Source organism: Lepagella muris (assembly GCF_004793975.1).
Classification (GTDB): domain Bacteria; phylum Bacteroidota; class Bacteroidia; order Bacteroidales; family Muribaculaceae; genus Lepagella; species Lepagella muris.
In genome coordinates this window covers 15,679-36,944 of record NZ_SRYB01000044.1, presented here as the reverse complement: position 1 = coordinate 36,944, position 21,266 = coordinate 15,679, and the positions used below count along the sequence as shown (strand labels likewise).

The following is a 21,266-nucleotide window of genomic DNA, read 5'->3' as shown; positions in this document are numbered from 1 at the left end:
AACCGAAACACTTAAAAAAGTGAGCTGAATACGGAACAACTAACTGAACACCCTATCAAGTAACTTCAAAATTATCAACTTTAATAAATGCAGGGAGCCAAAACTACGATGCAGAAGCTGTAGGTGCTATCAATATGACGGCATCCGCAATTCTTGGAGATTACCGACAAAAAGTTTTAGGTATTATCGCGAAAGAAACTACCACAAAACCTAAGGAAGGAGAAATATCCCTGAAAAATCTCCCTGGAATTGATTTATCTTCTCTATCATTGTCTGGATTAAGCTATAACCTTAATCTTAATGAAATTGGACACGAGCATGATAATTGGATAAAGACCGGAGTTATAGCACTTGGTGCTGTTGCTGCTGTTGGTGCTGTTGTAGGAACCGGAGGAATGGCAGCTGCTGCTGAAGGCGCATTGACAATTAGCACAGTTGCAGATGTGGCTGATACCGTTACTGATGTTGGGAGCGTAATCCATAATCGAAAGGTTGCTTCAAGAATTGAAAAGGCTGTAAGATATGGACAGCAAGCTGCGGATAAATACAATTCAATAGATCAATTCAATAATCAAGGTTATGGGGGGCAAGGAGTAGGCAAGGGTATGATTGATTCTCTTGTGGGATTCATTGCTGAAAAAACCATGTCTAAGCCACAACGCAGTCGTGCAATTCGCTTATACATAGATGGTACACTTATGCCTGAATTTAAAGTTCAAATTACAGCTGCATCTGATCAGGTAATATCTGTTGTAAAAGATTCTTTAGAAGAAGCTGCTAATGCATCTATATCTGAAGCAACACAGAATCTTATTCAATTAAAGGATCAACTGAAAACTAAAAAAGAAGAATTCAATGAGAGAATAACTTCTCTACGCAGTATGCAAACAAAACTATTAACATTAGACTAAAATATAAATATGCAAAATAATATGATTGGTACATTATTATCTTTCGCCGTTGGCGGTGCCACTGGTTACATTATCAAAGACAAATTGTCTTCTGGTGATAACAATCAAAGTAAAAATCGAACTGAAATTAACGAAATCTTTTCAGAGAACGAAAAGATAGCTCGTAGGAACAAAGAGTTGGAAAGAGAAAACGAGGATCTCCTTGCTGAGATTGCTAAATTACGTCGCCAAGCAAAAGAGCAAGATGTAGACTCAGATGATATGGAGGATGCTCTTGATTCTGCAAAGCGTGAAATAAAGACTTTACGTCAACAGAATGAGACCATAAGTGCAAAACTCAAGGAATATAAGATGGCTTGTGAAGTCCTTGAACGTCAGATTGAATCGCTAAAAAAATAATATAATATGGATCTAAAAATATTGATTTGGTTAATTGTAGGGCTTATTGTAGGCGTTATTGGAACATGGCTTGCCATGCGCAAGAATGCCAATAAATATCCTCCTATTGATGCTAATAATGATATTGAAGATATTGCTTCTCCACTTTCGGAGTCTTGCGACAAAGAGGAGAAGAATCTTGCTAATTCGCAAATAAACAACAATACTGTTGAAAATGCGGAAAAGAATCTGAACGAAAAAGAATTAAGAGAACTCAAAGAAAAATGCTCCGAACTTGAAAAGGAAATTGTTGATAAAGTAACGAAAAAAGAAGCTGAGCTTAGAAAAGAATTTGAAAAAATTCTTGAAGAAGTTAAATCTGAAAACGTTTCTCTATCTAAAGCCTTAAAACTTGCTGAAGAAGGGCATATCGATGAAAACCTTAAAATACGCCTTCAAGAATCTGAAGATTCCATCAAGAAACTTTCAAAGAAAATAGAATCCCTTTCAAACGAACTTGAAGAAGCAGAAGAAGAGCAAGAAGAACTTGAGAAAAAACTTAAGAACGAAAAGCAACATCATCAAAAGACAACAGAGGAACTTGAAAAGTCTGATCGTGATAAAAAACGTCTGGCTGAAGATATTAAGCGAATAGAACTCGAACTCTCGCATAATTTAGAACAACTGAATAAGAAAAATAAATCCCTTGATTTTGTAAAAGAGATTCTATCTGCAAAAGAAAGCAATGCAAGCGATGTCAAATCGCTCTACAGAGCAATTGATTTCTTTGAAGCATTCCTTCGGGGTCAATTCATGGACTGCAATGCCTATTTGTATAATACGTATGACGGATTATCTTTTAACGATATCTGCGGAAGGCCCGGTTTTGTAGAAAAGAAAAAGGTATTCCTTCAGATGTTTGATGAATGGGCTTCTGTAAAACGAAAAAGTTGGCTTGATCAAAAAACGACTATTGCGTTTGTTGGTGAATTCTCTGCAGGAAAAACATCAATTGTCAATCGGATATTGTCGCAGGATAATCCCAATATTCCTTTGTTACCGGTCAGTACAAAAGCTACAACTGCAATTCCCACATATATTGCAGGAGGTGTACTAGAAACATATAATTTTGTCACTCCAGATGACAAATTTAAAAACATTGATGAAAAAGTTTTCAAAATGGTCTCAAAGGAAGTCTTAGATGAAATTAAAGGTGTTTCATCTTTGATCAAATACTTTGTTATGACTTATAAAAATCCTAATCTTAATGGATTAAGTATTTTGGATACTCCTGGATTCAATTCAAATGATGAGGAAGATAAGAAACGTACAATTGAAGTCATCAATGAATGTGATATATTATTTTGGGTGGTCGATGTTAATAATGGTACTGTCAATCGCTCTTCTATCTCAAGAATAAAAGAAGATTTACGGAAGCCAATTGTATTGGTCATTAATAAAGTTGACACTAAACCCAAATCAGAAGTTGATGGCGTTGAACAACTCATTAAGAAAACTTTTGCAGAAGAAGGGGTAAACATCGAAAGAATCATAAAGTTCTCATCCAAATCTCCACTTTCCGACATTATGAATCCAATTAAAGCAGTCAAACACGATTCATCAAGAGACTCTTTCATTGATATCGTAGGAAATGATTTGACTCAATTGTCTTCAATATTGGATAACGGAGTAAAGGAAGCTAATAAGGAGCATCAAAAGATGAAAAAAGTTTCATCTAAACTTGATAAAGATTTTTATTCAATCTTGCAAAATCTTGCTAATGATTGCGCAGATGCATCCAACATACCTCAATGGGTAGAACATTTTTTCAGCAGTGACAGATATGAAATGTCTGGAGAAGAAGGAGGCAGATTAAAAGATCTGTTAGAGGATAGTGTAACAAAGTGTCAATATCTTTCAGATATATATAATAAAGAAACAGATGCTATTGCAAATGTACAACAAGCATATAGTGATTTAATTGACCTAAAGATGTCATGGCAAAAAATAGATGATTGTCTTAAGGAATTTAAAAAAGTAAGCAAACCATTCTTATAAATATGGCAGAGAATCTATTTGAAGAACTAAAACAACGTAAGGAAAACTTATTATCCTTAGTATCTCGAGCCTCCGAGTTTGGATGGATCACTGCAGATAGAGCAAAAGAGATTATAGCTAAAATTGAAAGTGATACCCTAACAATCGGAGTAATAGGACAGATGAAATGTGGGAAATCTACATTTCTAAACTCTTTCGTATTTGGTGATACAATCCTTCCTGCTGCAACTACTCCAATGACAGCTGCACTTTCTGTGATTACCTATGGTAATGAAAAGAAAATCAAAGCAGAATTCTACTCACCAGATGAATGGGCTGAACAAAAAATGCAGTCCAATAGATCACTTGAAGATGCACAAGGTAATTCTGCGGAAGAATCAAAAATTAAAGCTGCTAAGGAACTTGTATCTAAGGCAGTTAAGTTAGGCTCCCAATTGAATTCATACCTTGGTAAGACCCAAGAGGATAGTTTTGAGAATTTAATTGAATATGTTGGTGCAGACGGTAAATACATATCAATAACTAAATCTGTAACAATTTATTACCCTATGGAATATCTCAAAGGGGTTGAAATTGTTGATACTCCAGGATTTAATGATCCTATTGTGTCTCGTGAGGAACGTACAAAAGATTTCTTGAATAAGGCTGACGTTGTATTGATGATGCTATATGCTGGAAGACCTTTTGATGCCACAGACCGAGACATCATCTTCAAAAATGTTAGACAATGCGGAATTGGGAAAGTGCTTATTGGCATTAATAAATACGACATTCCATATTGCTCTGAGAACAATCCTGAGGATGAAGAACAAATAAAAGATTATGTTATTAAAGAAATCCAAAAAGCATCGAGTGAATGTGGAGATAACACTCTAAGTGAGATCTTATCTGACACTACTCCCATTCCATTATCTGCTGAAATGGCTCTTCTGTCTATGCTACCCATGAGTAAGATTGAATCAGATTCTGCTCTTAATTTTGCATGGAATAGACATTGTAATGGTTTTGGATAAGCACACAAGCTGAAATGAGAAAATGGAGTCATATTGACCATCTATCTTCAGCTGTTAAAACAATGATTAATTCTGAAAAAGATCAGATATTATTTGCAAAACCGTTAAATGCAATTTTAGCAGCCGGCAACAATCTACTTTCCGAAACTGAAAACCAAATACAACTTCTATCTTCACAAATCGAAATGCTAAAAATGCCTGATGATGAATTAGAGGAGAAAGAAGAAAAAATAAATAAGGCACATAAAAAACTCAGTCGGAAAATAAACTCTCTTGGTGAGGATATTGAATCAGAACTGCGCAACATCATTCGAAAAGGTAACGAGCGCCTTGAAGATGATGTTGATGCAGCATGCCGCAGAATGCATTCAATTGTTGACAATGAATGGGGTATATTCTCTAATATTGATTCAATAAAGCCAAAACTAAATAACGAAATTAATACCCTTGCAACACGTACACTGAAACGTTCTGTTTCTGCAATTACCGATGATGCAAAAAGAGTTATTGATAGTTGTGTCTCAGATTTCTTTGGAGATACCGAAAGCATTCTTATGAGATATCTTCCGGATTTTGATTCTAATGATTTTGTTAAAAAAGTGAAGAATCGAACGATACTGGAGGTTACTGATAGCGATTTATTTTCCATAGAGGATGATCCCGAAGATGATGATAATGGCATATTAGATTTTTTGGGAGATTTCTTTAATGGAGTGAGTTTTGGTGTTCTTGGGAAATTAACCAATGCAATGAATAAGTCTGGAGCACAGGCAGCTGCTCATAGCCATATTAACAACATCTCAAGCAGTTTCAATCCTAAACCTTACCTTGAGAATGCTATGTCACAACGAGACAAAATCATAGATCTCGTCAAGACCTCATTTATTACTCAACTTATTGAACCTCTTCAAGCACAAATCGCAGAAATTAAGAATCAAAAGGGAGATAAAGAAGCAAGGCTAAAATCTGCACAAAATGAACTGACTGAAGAAATCAATAAGAAGAAAAAATATGAGGAACAATTTGAATTAATTTCTCAGCTAAGCAAACAAACCCGACAATAATATTGTGATAGTCTATGGCATATTTCCGAAGGATTTCTAATTCAAAATCCTCGGAAATATTCCATAACTATTTAATCTTATTACTTTTTTATTTATTCTTTATAAAAAATCTTATCATTTCGATATGAGTGATAAACTTAAATTAAACTAATTGTATGAAGATTAAAATTAAAGGAGGTACTTATCTTAAGACAACTTCATTATATGATAGAACAGAAAGTTCAGAAAATGAAGTTTCCTCAGATAATAATGTGTATTCTTCAGAAGAGAGCTCCTATCAAAATTCAACTGAACAGATAAGGATGAAGAGTGGTGACTCTTCTGAAATTTCAGCTAATGGCGCAGTATACAACTACAATTCAGAAGAAAGATTAGTTGAGTTTTCCCTTGCATCATTGAAAAATAACACCGAGGACTGTACTGGTTCATTGAAAATTATTTGTTGGGTTAGTCAATACAGATATAACTCAGATAATGGAGGTTTTCAGAATGAAAATTACAGATTACTTTCCGAATACGTTATTGGTTGGCTAAATCCTGGTGAAGAAAAAGATGGAATAAATTGCAAATTCAATATCTCTGAAGATTTGAAGTCAATGCTTGATGATATGGACGAATGGCATTTTATTTTCACTATTAATGAATCACATGTTGATGGAAATGATTACATACTAACCCATTTCAATACTAATAACCAGACAATCGGTGCACTATTAAAAATTGATGATGACTCAATTGTTATTACCACTGATTCTGAAGATCCTGACCTGTTCGAATTTATTGTTTATCGTGATGGAATAGAATATTCCGGAAGATTAGAATCAACAAATGGTAAATTCCGTATAGGTCTTGAAGACGGAAGAACAACTTATGTTATCACATATCATGATAATGGTGAAATGGCTTGTTTTGCTTCAGTAGATATAAACGATAATGGAGAATTTATAATAACTGAAGAAAATTATTACAATAATTTTGGAGTTGAAATATCAGAAGTTCAATTCAATCAATACTTTAAAAGTTTAGTTGAAGAAACTGCATTGGACGGATTTAAAGATTTGCACTCAAGGATACAAGATCTTCCTGATTCTGTAGATAAGAAAGGAAATAACGAAATTGCTACCTATAGAGAAAAAATAAATAGTCTTGTATATGACGAAAAAATAGAAGAAGCAATAAATCTTGGTAGGGAGTGTAGGCAGCGTTTTAACAATGCTTCTTTGAATACAGAGAAGGATCTACGTCTTATGATAGAAATAAATTCAAAAATAATAGGACTTCTTAATGAATATAAATGGCGTACCAGTTACGATGAAATAAAAAATATACAAAAGGATACTCTTTCTCTATTAATTTCTATTGAAGCATCTGATCCATCAGAGTCATCAGATCTATTATCTCAACAGCCTCAAACCAAAGCGTTGAAAGCATTAAAGGCATTTATCAATGCTAAAAAACTTATTACAGAAGGGAAGGAAATATATGAAATTGAGAGAAGTCTTAGGAGAGGTGCTCAGATGGGTAATAAAGACGCTCAATATTATTGTAATGTACTTCATTTTACTTATGGGTATTAATTACATTTCTTGTAAAGAAATACTCTTTTATTATGAATGAAAGACAATCTAATTTAAAAATAAATTTACAGTATGAAAAGTCGAATTAAAGGAGGTACTTCATTCAAGGGAACTTCATCTAACAATAGAACAATGGGGGTTCCGGAAAATGATTTTCGCTCAAATGATAATAACTATTCTCCAAAAGAGAATGTTAATCAGGATTCAAATGAAGGTATCCGGATGAAGAGCGGAGACTCTTCAGAGATATCAGCCAATGGTGCTGAATTCAACTATGATTCAGATACAGGGAATGTTGAATTTACCCTTGAAACATTGAGAAATGAATCAGATGGCTGCACTGGTACTCTAAAAATAATTTGTTGGGTCAGCCAATATCGATATAATTCCGATAATGGTGGATTTCAGAATGACAATTATGATTATCTTTCGGAATCCATTGTTGGCTGGTTAAGGCCAGGTGAAGAATTTGAAAATATACATTGCGAGTTTAATATTGATGAAGAATTGAAAAAGACTCTTGAGGATATGGACGAATGGCATTTCATTTTCACTATAAATGAATCAAATGCCGATGGAAAAAATTATATCGTAAGACATTTCAATACCGATAATCAAATGATCGGTGCGTTATTAAAATTTGATGATGATTCAATTATTATTACCGCAGATTCTGAAGATTCTTCACCATTGGATGTTACTGTGTATCGTGATGGGTTAGAGTATTCTGGAAGATTAGAATCAAGAGACGGTGATTTTCTTATTGGTTTTGAAAATGGAAGAGTCACTTACATGATTTCTTATCATGAAAATGGAGTTATTGCAGAATTTATATCAGTCGAAATTAACAATAATGGTGAATTCGAAATGTATGAAACGTTTTACAATAATTCAAAAGTCGAATTATCAGAAGCCAAATTCAACCTATTCTATGGTAAACGAAATGATCGTATAATAAAAGAAGGAATAGCCGAACTACAATCTCATATTCGTGTCATTTCGCCTTCAAACGAAGATGATGAACCTGAAACGGAGTATCACAACGATAAAAGAAGCATTCAGGATAGAGTATTTAGCATTATAATTGACAAGCTAACACTGGAACCGTATGAAGTTTCAATGAATAGTAACCTAATGTCTGACCTTGGTGCAGACTCGCTTGATGCCGTTGAATTAATCATGGAGATGGAGAAAGAGTTCGGCATTATCATTCCTGACGAAGACGCAGAAATGATAAGAACTGTTGGTGATATCGTTAGATATATAGAGAACATTATCTCATAATATATTCAATCGAATATCAATCCTACCACACCGTCCTGAAATAGTTAAGAAGCGACAAGACTATTTCAGGACGATGCAGTTAGATGACGGATGTTGTTAGATAGAGACCGAGAATCATACCCGTCCGCAAGAGTTACAAAATGAATTGTGTGTTGAGTGATTGGACCGGAGGTTCGATTCAAGCGGCTTTTCCGGATTGGGAGCATGATGAAAGCTATCTTTTTCTTTTTTCTGCAATTTTTATAATACTGAGTCAATATTTGTCTTGGTATTGATATAAATTTGCAGCATCAAACGATATGACATCTCTTTTACGGATGACGCCCAGGATATCGCGAACCATATCCATCGCGATTCTTGCCTGTAATTTCCGTGACGGAGAATCATACAAATTTGTTCACAATTAAAACGTTATAACATTATGATGACAACTTCTAACGTGACACTGAAATGCAACAAGTGCGGCTGCAAATGGTCAACCACAAAAATGGAGGGTGGATTCATCCATCGTGTAAGTTATGATCAAGGGAGTTGCCCTGACTGCGGAAGCCACGACGTGGATGAATCATACGGACTCATTGATGCCATTCTCTCCATATTCCGTTAATCATGTCGATTCTTGATCTCTTGTTTTCAGATAAGGGGGAACCTGTGGTGGTCTCTGATTCCGATATCCCGAGAGGGAAAGGTGGCATAAACCGCGAGGGGTACACCTACGGCTTTCTGCGAAAGGTGGTGATACAACCTGAACTATACGACCGACTCTCTAATCCCATAGTGAAAGGATGGGTGGATGAGGCGCGTCAGCGCGTCCGTCCCACCGGTGGGTTCATCATGCGGAAGGTGAATGGAGAATACTGCTTCGATGATCTTCGCGTAGGTCCACGGGTAAAACTCCCCACCGTCAGCGAATTGCGCTCCATCATCGACCGTCGGTATGACAGAGCTGCCTCCCGCCGACGTGCTACGAAGGAGATGATCCGCACCATCACGTATGAAATACTGCGTGCCGCCGTAGCGAAGGAGTCCGGCTCTTCCGACAACATCATCGGAAACGCCCTTGACTGTGCTCCCCACGAGGATATCTCAGGCTACATGTTCATGGTCCCCAACTGGGCACACAATTGGTTTGAACATCGTGGGTATGCCGCACGCATGGAGCAGGAGATAAATAAATGATGAATTTATGGTTTATGGTTTATGGTTTATGGTTTATGGTTTATGGTTTATGGTTTATTATCATTAAATTTTGTATAATGAAAAGATTCGTAGATTTCCGTGAATCTTAAACCATAAACTATAAACTATAAACTTCAGCAATTTATCTCTCCAGATGCAGATAAGTATGCACGCAACCGACGAATAATGCTCCTCCTATTATATTGCCAAGCGTGACAGGCACCAGATTCGCCGTCACCATCTGAACTACGCCGATCTCCGCACCCTCACACATAGCAGCCGGAATAAAGAACATATTAGCCACTGAATGTTCATAACCCAACGCCACGAATGCCATCACCGGAAGCCAGCAGCCGAACATCTTCGCGCCCGAACTCTTCGCCGACAATGCAAGCCATATCGCAAGACAGACACACCAGTTGGCACCTATGCCTCGGGTGAATGCCGTCAGCCACGGAAGCGACACCTTCGCCTGTGCTACCTTTATAATTGCCGAATGATACGGCTCAGGACTGAACAATCCGGTGAGATACACCAGACAATAGACAAAGAAGAGAGCTCCAAGAAAATTACCGAAATACACCACCGTCCAGTTCACCACAACGTCCCACGTCGTGCATCCCTTGCGCATCCACTGCGGCATAAGGAAGGCATTATTCCCGGTAAACAGTTCGGCACCAAGCACCACCACAAGGATAAGACCCACCGGGAATGCCGCGCCACTAAGCAATTTCTGCAATCCCGGATTGGCAGATGAAATCTCCGGAAAACCGAATCCAAGTATCACTGAAAGTGCCCCGCCGAAGGATATATACATCCCGGCAAGCAGGGTCAGCAATACAAAACGTGGATATGAACCTTTTTTACCACTGCTCATCGCTATCTTGCCGGCTCCGATTGTGTTAACTGTCTCAATTACTTCTTTGGGTGTGCGTGTTGACATTTTATAATTTTTTTACCTTACAGTTAATGATACATAAAATAAAGTACCTCTACCTAAACTTTTCCCACTCTAAAACGTCTTTATTGCAGAAAAAATTACATAACACTTCAATCTTATGACTAAAAAAATTCTTTCGATAGCACTCGCTATCGCTGCCTTCTCTGCCTCCGGAATGTATGCACAACAAGACCGTGGCGTCAACAGCAGAGGAGATTCCGACAGATCTGAAATGTCCGACAAAATGTATAGGCCCCAGAAATTCACCGATTTCGCTTTTGAAGGTATTCTCCTTGACATCAACCAGCAAGCCAAGATGGATTCCCTGAATGCAATATACCAGCCAAATGGCAAGATTGGGGAGAAATGCAATCTGCAAGATAAGAAGCTCGACAAGCAAGATAAGAACCTCAACAAGAAGGACTGCTGCAAAGATAAAGATTCCCTGAAACAGTCCGGCAAACAGTGCGCAGGCAAACAGGACAGAATGGAGAATCGCCGAAAATACGTGGAGGGAGTCAAGGAGATACTTACTCCCGACCAATACACACTATTCCTGGAGAATATCGTGCTTATGCCAATGAAGGATAAGCCGGCAAAGCATCATCATGTTGCGCACGAAAGACGCAAATGATTCTACATAATCTCTACACGCTACAGTTGCGTCGCCCTTACCGGTGGCGCAACTGTTTTTTTATACCATCTGTTGATTGTATTACTTAGATTATTTTTGTAATTTTGAAACCGATTGACTGAAGATTTCCAAATGAAGTTTTCCAAAACTTCATTATCATAAAACCCAACAACAGAATGAATCTATTTGCAAAAACCTTCTCATCGCTCCTCCTCGGAGCCTCATTCATCTCTTGCGGACAGACTACCGAAAACTCTGCACCCACGCAAGATTCCGGCAACGACGCCGCATCTGCCGTCATTGAGAATATCATGTCGCGCCGAAGCATCCGCAAATATACCGATGCACCCGTATCGCGCGAACTTCTCGACACAATCCTGAATTGCGGCATAAACGCACCCAACGGTCGCAATCAGCAGGCGTATGAAGTGAAAGTGGTGGATGATCCCGCCTCCGTCGCATACCTTGCCGAAAACGTGAATGGGCTTTACAAGGCTCCCGTCTACATCTTCATTGCCAACGACTCAAACTATGACGCCTCAATGATCGACGTAGGTCTTCTTTCTGAAAACATCGGTCTTTCAGCATGGGCATTAGGTGTAGGCTCCATAAACCTCGGTTCACCGGTGAGAGTGATCAACGAGTCGCCCGAACTCCTTGCCAAATTCGGATTCAGCGAAGGCTACCACCTTTGCCTTGCCCTCGCGTTAGGCTATCCCGACGAGACACCCGATGCAAAGCCACGAAACAAAGAGAAGGTGCAATTCATCACTATCGAAAAATAACCCATCATAATAGCATATCATAACAATACGGGCAGCATTAATGTTTTTTAACACTAATACTGTCCGTATCAAACTAATAATCCGTAACTTTGCAATTTAATTATACATTCAAGTGAATAACTTTGATTAAAGTCGCTGATGACCATAATCAAAACAATATTCACCCCAACTCTCATAAAAACCATAATCTTTTCATTAAACATATACTAACCATGTATATCAATCTGCTTAACCACAGATCTTTTCTAAAGGCTGCGGCTGCCGTTGCTATAACAGCTGTGCCTTTTTCGGCATCAGTATACGCCGCAAACAACGACGATGAATCATCAAGCAGGTCGTTCCTTTTTTTCAAGAAAAAGAATAAACACACAGCACAACCTGACACCACATCATCCTCGACTAAGGAGAAATATGATGATTTTCACTCAGGAGACGCAGTGGTATCAGATGGCATATTCAAGGTAATCAAGAAAGGTGCCGATTATTATTTTGAAATTCCACGTTCAGTATTAGGTCGAGATATGCTGGTGGTCAACAAATTCACACGCGTTCCTCTCGAACTGAACTCCGCCGGCGTAAACCGTGGCATAAACTATGCCAATCAGATGATACGCTTCGAACTTGACTCCGCTACATCAATGGTCAGGGCTCGTCAGCAACGTCCAATGCCCGATGTAAAGAACGGGAATGCAATAGCCACGTCTGTTGCCGACAACTATATATCACCTTTTATCGCTGCATTCAAAATCGAGGCGTATAGCCCCGACTCCACTGCCGTCGTGATAAAGGTGAACGATATTTTCAACGGAAAAAACACCAGCTTCAACAACGTCTTCTCCGACATTAATATCGGAGGGTCTGCCATATCTGACCTATCACGTATTAAGTCGATAAAGGCATTCAGCAACAACGTATATGCCGTCTCGGAGCTGACCACAAAAGTGGTGGAACCGACCGGAACGGTATTCGTGACCGTAGAAGTTGGATCCACAATACTTCTCCTTCCGGAGAATCCAATGGCGCGACGCTTGGAAAGCCCGCGTATCGGATATTTCTCAGAGTCTCTGCTAAATTACTCCGATGCTCAGCAGCGCGTGCCGACACTAAACTACATCACACGCTGGAGACTGGAACCGAAAAAGGGTGAGGAAAAGGATTATCTCGCCGGGAAGCTCGTGGAGCCGGAGAAACCGATAGTATTCTGGATTGACAAATCCACCCCCTACCAATGGAGGAAATATATCCGCAAGGGTATTGAAGACTGGAACTCAGCCTTTGAAGTGGCAGGATTCAAGAATGCCATCCGTGTGGAGCAGGAATCAGATTCAACAGACATTGACACCGACGACATCAACTTCTCCACACTCACATACGCCGCATCCACAAAGACCAATGCGATGGGTCCGTCAGTGACTGACCCCCGTACAGGTGAAATTCTGGAAGCCGACATCATCTGGTGGCACAACGTGCTTGACCTTCTCCGCGACTGGATCGTGATACAGACTGGGGCAACCGATCCACGCGCACGCACACCGCAACTTCCCGATGACCTACTCGGCGATGCAATGAGATTCGTTGCGTGTCATGAGGTGGGACACTCCCTCGGTCTGCGCCACAACATGATTGCCTCGGCATCCGTGCCAACTGACTCGCTTCGCTCTCCTTCGTTCATAAAGGAGTTTGGCGGCACAAGCGCGTCAATCATGGACTATGCCCGCTTCAACTACATCGCACAACCCGGCGACGGTGTTGAAAGCCTCTCACCTCAGATCGGTCCCTACGACCGTCTCGCAATCGAATACGGCTACAGATGGTATCCCGACAACGACCCCAACAAGGAATACGTATATCTTCAGGAACTAATCGACAACCATGATTCACCGTGGTACCGCTACAGTGAGGCACAGAGCAACCGTGAGGCAACCGACCCGAGAGCCATGAGTGAGGATCTTGGCGACGATCCGGTGAAATCCGCTAAATACGGTATCGCCAACCTGAAACGCATAATGCCGCACATCATTGAATGGACCGTCACCGGTGAACCCGGACAGGATTATGACGACGTGTCTCGTCTCTACTGGGCTGCAATCGGTCAGTGGCAACGCTACATATACCACGTCATGGCTAACATCGGCGGTGTGAATATCGACAACGTGACAATGGGCGACGGACGACATGCCTATACATTCGTGGATGCCGACAGGCAACGCCAATCCACTAAATACATAATTGACGAGGTATTCACTTATCCGGAATGGCTTTTCAACAACGACATCTCCAACTACACGTTCCTTGTGCGTAATACTCCTGTAGGCAGAATTGAGGACTCGCCTACATACACCCTCACCAACATCCAATGCTACATCTTCTGGGATCTCCTCAGCGATGACCGCATCATCAGAATGTATGAGAATGAGGCTGCAAACGGCAACTCCGCATTTAAGGCGTCAGACATGATGGACATGCTTCATAGCGCAATCTTTGAAAAAGTGGCACGCCCCGACGTGCGACAGAGATCGGTGCAGAAGAATTTTGTCGATGCACTCACAATCGCGGCATGTGAGAGCCGTGGTGTGAAGGACGACGTGAAGCGTTCCCTCACGGATGCCGACATGCCCATGAATGCAATGATGCCGTTATGCCGTCACGCTGCTGGCGAACATTCCTCCGCAAGCCGCACGATCAACTTCTATGGCAAACAGGAGAACCGCATCTCCGATGCGATATCCCTGAAGCGAGGCGAACTGATGAGAATACGCACTCTCCTCAAAAGCCGTATCTCCTCTGCTCCACGCGACGTGAAGAACCATTATCAGGATCTCGTAATGCGTATTGACACTGCTCTCGGATTAGACCATCTGAGATAATTTCTCTCCTCTCTCCTCTTCACTCTCTCCTCTAAATTTTCAATTCTCAATTCTCAATTTCCAACTCTTCTCTTTCACTTCAACATGAAAAGAACTGTTTTATTTTTAGCGTTCATGACGCTATTCCTGTTGAATCCGGCTTACGCGGCCCAGACCACCCGGACAATCAAGGGAATAATTGTCGCGGCAGAAGATAAGGAGCCGGTGATCGGTGCCACTGTCGCTGTGTCGCAGACCCAGCTTAAGAAAAGCGGCACCACAAAACCTGTCGGAACCGTCACAGATATTGACGGCAATTTCGAACTGACCATACCTGCCGGCGTAGATCAGATTGAATGTCGCGCTGTCGGCTTCAATCCGCGCACGATATATCTTGTGGATGGCGTCGACTCCTACGACATAATGCTTGACTCTTCAGCCGAGATGCTCGGTGAAGTAGTAGTGACCGGTTATCAGGCTATCGAACGCCGCAAGCTGACCGCATCCATCACTAAGATGAACATCGACGAGGACAAACTCGGATCTGTGATGAACATTGACCAGGCTCTTGCCGGACAAGTGGCGGGTCTGTCCGCAATGCAGAGCAGCGGCACGCCGGGTGCCCCTCTGAAAATACGAATCCGTGGCACATCCTCTTTGCAAGGGAATCAGGACCCCCTATGGGTGATCGACGGTGTGCCGATGAACGGCACCGAGATGCCATCTACCGATGAACTGAAAGATATCGACAATCTTTACCAGTCATCTATCGCCGGACTCAACCCCTCCGACATCGAGAGTATAACCGTGCTGAAGGATGCCGCCGCCACCGCTATCTACGGCACACGTGCCGCAAACGGCGTCATCGTCATAACCACCAAAAACGGCAAGAAAGGTAAGACTCAGGTCTCTTTCTCAACCCGTCTGTCATATTCTCCCAAGCCCGGCATAGGAAGACTTAACCTTCTGAACGCCGATGAAAAGGTGGATCTGGAGTTGGAACTACTGCGCACCAATTTCACATATCGTGAGAATAAGGGCGAGGTATCGAGAATTCTTCAGCAGGCGCAACTCCTTGACGCATACAAGACCGGAGGATGGGACATGCTCCCCTCTGACGTGCAGTCGAGAATAAACGCTCTCCGTAATGTCAACACCGACTGGAACGACATCCTGTTTCGCGACACGTTCAGTCAGGAATACAACATCAGCGCATCCGGCGGCGGCGACAAGGCGACATACTACACATCTCTCGGTTTTCAGGATGAGCGAGGCAATGTGGAAGGCGTGGGCATGAGCAGATTCAACGTAGTGCTGAAGACAAGATACAGTCTTAGCGACAGTTTCAAGATCGGAGCATCGTTATTCGCCAACTACAGGCAGAACGACTCATATCTCACCGACAACGACGGATTCTCCAATCCTGTGTATTACTCCCGACGTGCCAACCCTTACCAGCTCCCATACGACAACGATGGGAACTACATCTACGACACCGACATTCAGGGTCGTGAGGACAGCGAACTGAAGTTTAACGTATTTGAAGAACGCAACAATACCAAATACTCTCAGAAGACCACCGGAGTCACTGCCCTTATCGATGCCAACCTGAGAATCACGGATTTCCTAAAGGCTAACACTCAGATAGGTTTCCAGCTTGATGATGTCAATACGGAATCATACGCCGGAAAGGAGACGTATGCGATGCGTAAGGAGTTCTACCGCACCGAAGTGATGAATCCCGACGGCAATCGTGTATCATTCCTCCCCGACGGCGGACGCCATATCCAGAACAAATCATCCAACAAGCAGATCAACTGGAAAGGTCAGCTTGAATATTCCGACAGATTCGGCACCGACCATGAGCTTGAACTTATGGCAGGCTCCGAGATCCGCAAGACATGGTATGATTATTTCTCATCCACAGCCTACGGATATGACCCCAAGACCTTGACCAACAAGCCTGTCATATTCCCCAATGAATCGTGGGCACGCACTTTCCCGCTTCATCTTGAAAACAAGACCGAGAATGCGTTCGCCTCTTTCTACGCCAATGGATCCTACTCGCTCAAAAGCCGCTATATCTTAGGTGCGAGCGTGCGTTTTGACGGTAGCGACCTTTTCGGTGTCGACAAGAAATACCGTTTCCTCCCGCTGTATTCTTTCAGTGCCCTATGGAGAATTTCGGAAGAACCGTTCCTTCAGGAGAGCACTGCAGTGAATAATCTCGCATTACGCGCAAGCTACGGTATTCAGGGCAATATCGACAAATCCACCTCTTCGTTCGTAATGGGCAACTATAATCAGGAGTCGATCCTTCCGGGCGTTTCTGAAGATGTGATCGTTCTCGGCACTCCCCCCAACCGTCGCTTGCGTTGGGAGAAGACCTACACCGCCAACGTCGGTATTGATGCCGCATTCTTCGACAATATCCTCACAGCCTCAGTCGATGCATACTACCGAAAGGGCAGCGACCTGATTGCGCTGAAGATGCTCCCGCTTGAGACCGGATTCATGTCGACGATGGTGAACTGGGCAAGTATGCGCAACCGTGGTATAGAGATTGCTCTCTCCTCCCGCAACATCTCAACACCGAAATTCAGATGGACCACCAATTTCAACATCGCCTACAACGAGAATACTGTCCTTCAGGAGACCGTCCCCTTCAACCAGACGACACCCTCACGCGAAGGATACCCCGTCAGCGCATTGTTCGCATACCGCACTGCCGGACTCGACAGCGACGGCTATCCCCTCTTCTGGCTTGACGGGAACAAGGTGACTGCCAAGGAATTTCTGAAGCTAAACGGTGCCGGTGCGTCTACATTGACGGCTGAAGAACAGCGCGAAAGATACTCCTACATCGGTTCCGGTGAACCGCTCTGGACCGGAGGCTTCATCAACAGTTTCTACTACGGCAACTTTGACCTCACCGTCAATTTCGCCTTCAACCTGAAGATGTACACCCGCATACAGCCCTCTTACAGTCCTGTATGGTTTGACCGTGGAATGAACACCAACCGCGACATCCTCGACAGATGGACGCCCTCAAATCCCGATGCTACTCTACCCGCACTTATGCCGGAGGGCTACAGAAGCGACGAGAGAACACAATATGGGGAATTTTCACTCTATTCCATGCTCGACTCTTGGGTGAAACGGAGCGACTACGTGCGTCTGCAAAGCCTCATCCTCGGCTATAATCTCCCGACAAGCCTTCTCGCCCATGCCGGAATATCCACCGTCAGAGTGGCGGTAGAGGCAAGGAACCTTTTCGTATTCGGAGCGAACTACAAAAATTTCCTTGATCCGGAGACTATGGGTAATCCTTTCGCCCAACCTATCCCTAAATCCTTCACTTTTAATCTACAGGTAAAATTCTAATGAAATTCAATAATATTTTTGCAATAGCGATGGTGGCTGCAGCATCCCTTCTCTCCGGATGCGACAGCTTCCTCGACATCAAGCCCGTCGGGAAGGTGATTCCCACCACTGCCCCGGAGTTCCGGAGCCTTCTCACGGAAGCATACACTACTGTCCCTGACGACCGTGGACTTGCATCCTTCAGAAGCGATGAGGTGCTTCTCGACGCCACTATTTCAAGCAACGACCTCAACTCTTATCTCGACATCTGGAGATGGAATGACGACGGTGCTGACGAGAATACCGCCTCTTTCAGCTGGCGACAGTTCTACCACGTGCTCTTTATCGCGAATTACGTGATCGAGTCGGAAAACATGATCACCGACGGCACCCGCGACGAGATACGCCAGATGGTAGGCGAATCATACATGCTACGAGCATATATGCACTTTATCCTTGCCAACCTTCATGCACCGGCATATCAGTCATGCGATCCTGCCACGACCAAGGCAATACCTCTGAAACTTGACAGTGACGTGGAGGGTGTGTTGTCAAGAAACACTGTGGAGGAAGTCTACACCAGCATCCTAAGCGACCTCACAACTGCCGAGACATACCTCAACGTAGCGGAATGGGACAAAGGCTACAACTACCGCTTCAATATAATATCTGCCGATGCACTCCGATCTCGCGTCAATCTATATATGGAGAATTGGAAAGAGGCGTTTGAGGCTTCCGAAAGGGTGCTCGAAGAGAGAAATGAGATTGCCGACATCTCCGCTAAACTCCCGAATGAATATGACTCTCCTGAGATGATTGTAGCTCTGGAGCAAGTGATGACCGCACAATATACCCGTGCACTTAAAGTCGACAGGAATTTCTTCGCTATTTACGAGAACTCCGACCTACGCAGGAAGGCTTATTTCAACCGCATATCCGCATCAAATATCCTCTTGCTGAAAGGCGGCAGCAACACCTACTCCTGCTCACTCCGCGTCGGCGAGATGCTTCTCAACTCTGCTGAGGCGGCGTGGCATCTCGGTAATTATACCCATGCCGCCGACAGGCTTCTTCAGCTCCAGCGTAAGAGATATGCCGACAATGGTGCGGCTAAGGAGGCGGCTGTAGCCGACATGCAGCCCGATCAACTCCTGCAAGAGATCATGAATGAACGTGCAAGGGAACTCGCCTTCGAGGGGCACCGCTGGTTTGATTTGCGACGCACCACAAGACCTCGCATCGAACGCTCTTTCAAAGGGGAAACTTTCATACTTGAAGAGAATGACCCACGCTACACAATACGGATACCTTCCGAGGCTATAACTGCCAATCCCGGTCTCGCTGACTAATTAGGTTTCATTAATACGATGTTGTCCGGTATTACCGGACAACATCAATTTTCACTTAATTTTTTTATTATGAACAGATTTTTACTTTCTGCCATTGCTTGCAGCGTATCTTATGGTGCTTTTGCCACCGCGCCCGCGCTCAACAAGGTATGGGATGCTTCTGCCACACTTCTCAGTGCGGCTGACAAGGTTGCCTACAACTCTCCCGTGGCTGTCGATGCTGACGGCAATATGATTGCTGCCGGTAATTTCGACATCAACGCCACTTTCGGCGACGTAGCTCTTTCTGCCGATGACTTTGAAAGCTACATCGTGAAGTATGACAAAACAGGCGTGGCAAAATGGGCTGTATCCATAAGCCTTGGTGCCACAGTCAAGGATATCACCACCGATGCCAACGGCAATATCTTCGTGGCTGGTTCTTTTGCTGATGAAGTGACTTTCGGCACAACTTCCGGAGAGACAATCACTAAAGAGGGCGCAAAAATCGACGGCGACTTCACGCCATCGCAGAACGCATCTTTCATCGCCAAATATGATGCTAACGGTGTGTTGAAACAAGTTCAAACATTCGTTCCAGAACCTCTTCCTGTTTTTAACGGTAGTGAATCGTATTTCCCAATGGATGGAGACGTATTCTTCCGCATCAACCATATCGAGGTTTCCGACAACGGTGTCTACGCATCCGCCATCTATACGGGCAAGACTACTGTCGGCAATACGTCATTCGAAGGCTCCTACAATGACTTTTTGGGTTTTATGTTCTTAGACCTCAAATCATCTGCCATCCTTAAATGTGATGCAGATCTATCCGGCTGTTCTGCCGTGGCAACATACGGTGTAGATACTCCTCTCGCTACAGAAGATGACCAATATCAGGCAGGTGTCGCAACATTCGGCATAAAAGATAATAATGTGTATGCCGTATTCTCCGGCAACGGTCCTCTTACCATCTCATCTGGGGAATATAATGAAATCACTCTTGATGCTGAACCATCCTCCTACAACTATCTTCTCGCTGAAATCACCGAGTCAGGCGAATTGGGTGAAATGTACCCCGTCGCTTGCCCCGAATCTGGATTCCAAACCAATTACATCCCTGCCATCGTGACTTTCTCCGGTGAGAATATGCTCGTGGCTGGATCTGAGCCTTTTGCAGAAAACTATGGTACTCCCGAAGAGCGCTTATCAAACCGTCTTTTCGTCATCACTGCTCCGTTAGCCAACTTTGAGGCTGCGACAACAGAGGCTAAAGAGATAGCTGAAGGCAAAATCAACTACAACGGCATCAAGAGTGCCGCTGCTCTTGCCGACGGCACAATATACCTCTCCACACTCGGTTACTATTCCGACGTCGAAGGCGACAACAAGAAGGGTGATTTCGCCGGCACCGTCAAGACTTTCTCTTTCTCTGCCGGTGAATTTGCACCCGTGGCTGTAGCTGAGAATGCAATCGGCGTGGCTGCTGCTGAAGACTACGTGGCTTTCGCTACTGAGAATGGCGTGGAAACCAAATTCTCCCTCTTCAACACTTCCGATTCTGCCGTAGATGAGATTCTGTCAGACGATGCTAACGCTCCTGTGGAATATTTCAATCTTCAGGGTCAGCGCGTTGCAAATCCCTCTGAAGGCGTATTCATCCGCCGTCAGGGTTCTAAGGCTACAAAAATCATGGTGAAATAAAATTATAGTTTATGGTTTATGGTTTACGGTTTATGGTTTACGGTTTATGGTTTACGGTTTACGACCAAACGACTATAAACTATAAACTATAAACCATACACCTTAAGAGTCCGGTACGTCTGTGCCGGACTCTTTATTTTTCATTGCCGTGTGATAGTTCCAAATGTGAAAAATCAGAACCAAATTCCCTAATAATTGTTCT

Annotated in this window: 16 protein-coding genes; 15 read left to right on the top strand and 1 reads right to left on the bottom strand. The window is 42.9% G+C overall.

All coding sequences use genetic code 11. The features are described 5' to 3' along the window. Positions 1-134 precede the first annotated feature (134 nt). The 9 genes from E5331_RS18820 (at position 135) to E5331_RS18780 (ending at position 9,464) form a co-directional block, all read left to right on the top strand. Positions 135-911, top strand: coding sequence for a hypothetical protein (locus E5331_RS18820; protein WP_135986195.1), 777 nt, complete (start codon positions 135-137; stop codon positions 909-911). Between the two features lie 21 nt (positions 912-932). Further along, on the top strand, positions 933-1,310 hold the full coding sequence (locus E5331_RS18815; RefSeq protein WP_135986193.1) for a hypothetical protein: 378 nt from the start codon (positions 933-935) through the stop codon (positions 1,308-1,310). A gap of 6 nt (positions 1,311-1,316) precedes the next feature. Beyond that, positions 1,317-3,347 (top strand): dynamin family protein, encoded by a 2,031-nt coding sequence (locus E5331_RS18810; RefSeq protein WP_123481720.1) that lies wholly within the window; start codon positions 1,317-1,319, stop codon positions 3,345-3,347. Between the two features lie 2 nt (positions 3,348-3,349). Further along, positions 3,350-4,360 carry a dynamin family protein gene (locus tag E5331_RS18805; RefSeq protein WP_135986191.1) on the top strand — a complete coding sequence of 337 codons (1,011 nt, stop codon included), beginning with the start codon at positions 3,350-3,352 and terminating at the stop codon, positions 4,358-4,360. A gap of 14 nt (positions 4,361-4,374) precedes the next feature. After that, positions 4,375-5,424, top strand: a complete 1,050-nt coding sequence (locus E5331_RS18800; RefSeq protein ID WP_136013289.1) for a hypothetical protein — start codon at positions 4,375-4,377, stop codon at positions 5,422-5,424. A gap of 155 nt (positions 5,425-5,579) precedes the next feature. Continuing rightward, positions 5,580-7,001: a hypothetical protein gene (locus tag E5331_RS18795; protein ID WP_135986187.1), complete on the top strand. Its 1,422-nt coding sequence runs from the start codon at positions 5,580-5,582 to the stop codon at positions 6,999-7,001. A 1,056-nt stretch (positions 7,002-8,057) separates the two neighbouring features. Then, complete coding sequence (gene acpP / locus E5331_RS20850; RefSeq protein ID WP_275441305.1) at positions 8,058-8,285, top strand: acyl carrier protein; 228 nt, start codon at positions 8,058-8,060, stop codon at positions 8,283-8,285. A gap of 421 nt (positions 8,286-8,706) precedes the next feature. Then, entirely contained in the window at positions 8,707-8,892 is a 186-nt protein-coding gene (locus E5331_RS18785; RefSeq protein WP_123481717.1) for a hypothetical protein, read from the top strand. Between the two features lie 2 nt (positions 8,893-8,894). After that, the gene (locus tag E5331_RS18780; RefSeq protein ID WP_135986185.1) at positions 8,895-9,464 is read left to right on the top strand and encodes a hypothetical protein; all 570 of its coding nucleotides are present in this window, start codon (positions 8,895-8,897) and stop codon (positions 9,462-9,464) included. Positions 9,465-9,606: 142 nt separating this feature from the next. Here the strand turns inward: E5331_RS18780 and E5331_RS18775 are convergent, their stop codons facing one another. Next, positions 9,607-10,407, bottom strand: coding sequence for a formate/nitrite transporter family protein (locus E5331_RS18775; protein WP_135986183.1), 801 nt, complete (start codon positions 10,405-10,407; stop codon positions 9,607-9,609). Between the two features lie 115 nt (positions 10,408-10,522). Here E5331_RS18775 and E5331_RS18770 point away from each other — a divergent pair, with 115 nt between their 5' ends. The 6 genes from E5331_RS18770 to E5331_RS18745 all read left to right on the top strand — a co-directional run bounded on the left by E5331_RS18770 (position 10,523) and on the right by E5331_RS18745 (position 21,064). After that, positions 10,523-11,038: a hypothetical protein gene (locus E5331_RS18770; protein ID WP_123481714.1), complete on the top strand. Its 516-nt coding sequence runs from the start codon at positions 10,523-10,525 to the stop codon at positions 11,036-11,038. A 176-nt stretch (positions 11,039-11,214) separates the two neighbouring features. Further along, positions 11,215-11,823 (top strand): nitroreductase family protein, encoded by a 609-nt coding sequence (locus E5331_RS18765; RefSeq protein WP_123481713.1) that lies wholly within the window; start codon positions 11,215-11,217, stop codon positions 11,821-11,823. Between the two features lie 212 nt (positions 11,824-12,035). Beyond that, a complete protein-coding gene (locus tag E5331_RS18760) occupies positions 12,036-14,690 on the top strand; it encodes a zinc-dependent metalloprotease (RefSeq protein WP_135986181.1) in 2,655 nt (884 codons plus the stop codon). An 84-nt stretch (positions 14,691-14,774) separates the two neighbouring features. After that, positions 14,775-18,053: a SusC/RagA family TonB-linked outer membrane protein gene (locus E5331_RS18755; RefSeq protein ID WP_123481030.1), complete on the top strand. Its 3,279-nt coding sequence runs from the start codon at positions 14,775-14,777 to the stop codon at positions 18,051-18,053. Next, a complete protein-coding gene (locus E5331_RS18750) occupies positions 18,053-19,381 on the top strand; it encodes a RagB/SusD family nutrient uptake outer membrane protein (protein ID WP_123481031.1) in 1,329 nt (442 codons plus the stop codon). Before E5331_RS18755 ends, E5331_RS18750 begins: the two co-directional genes overlap by 1 nt. Before the next feature lie 69 nt (positions 19,382-19,450). Continuing rightward, complete coding sequence (locus E5331_RS18745) at positions 19,451-21,064, top strand: hypothetical protein (RefSeq protein WP_123481032.1); 1,614 nt, start codon at positions 19,451-19,453, stop codon at positions 21,062-21,064. The last annotated feature ends 202 nt before the right edge of the window (positions 21,065-21,266 follow it).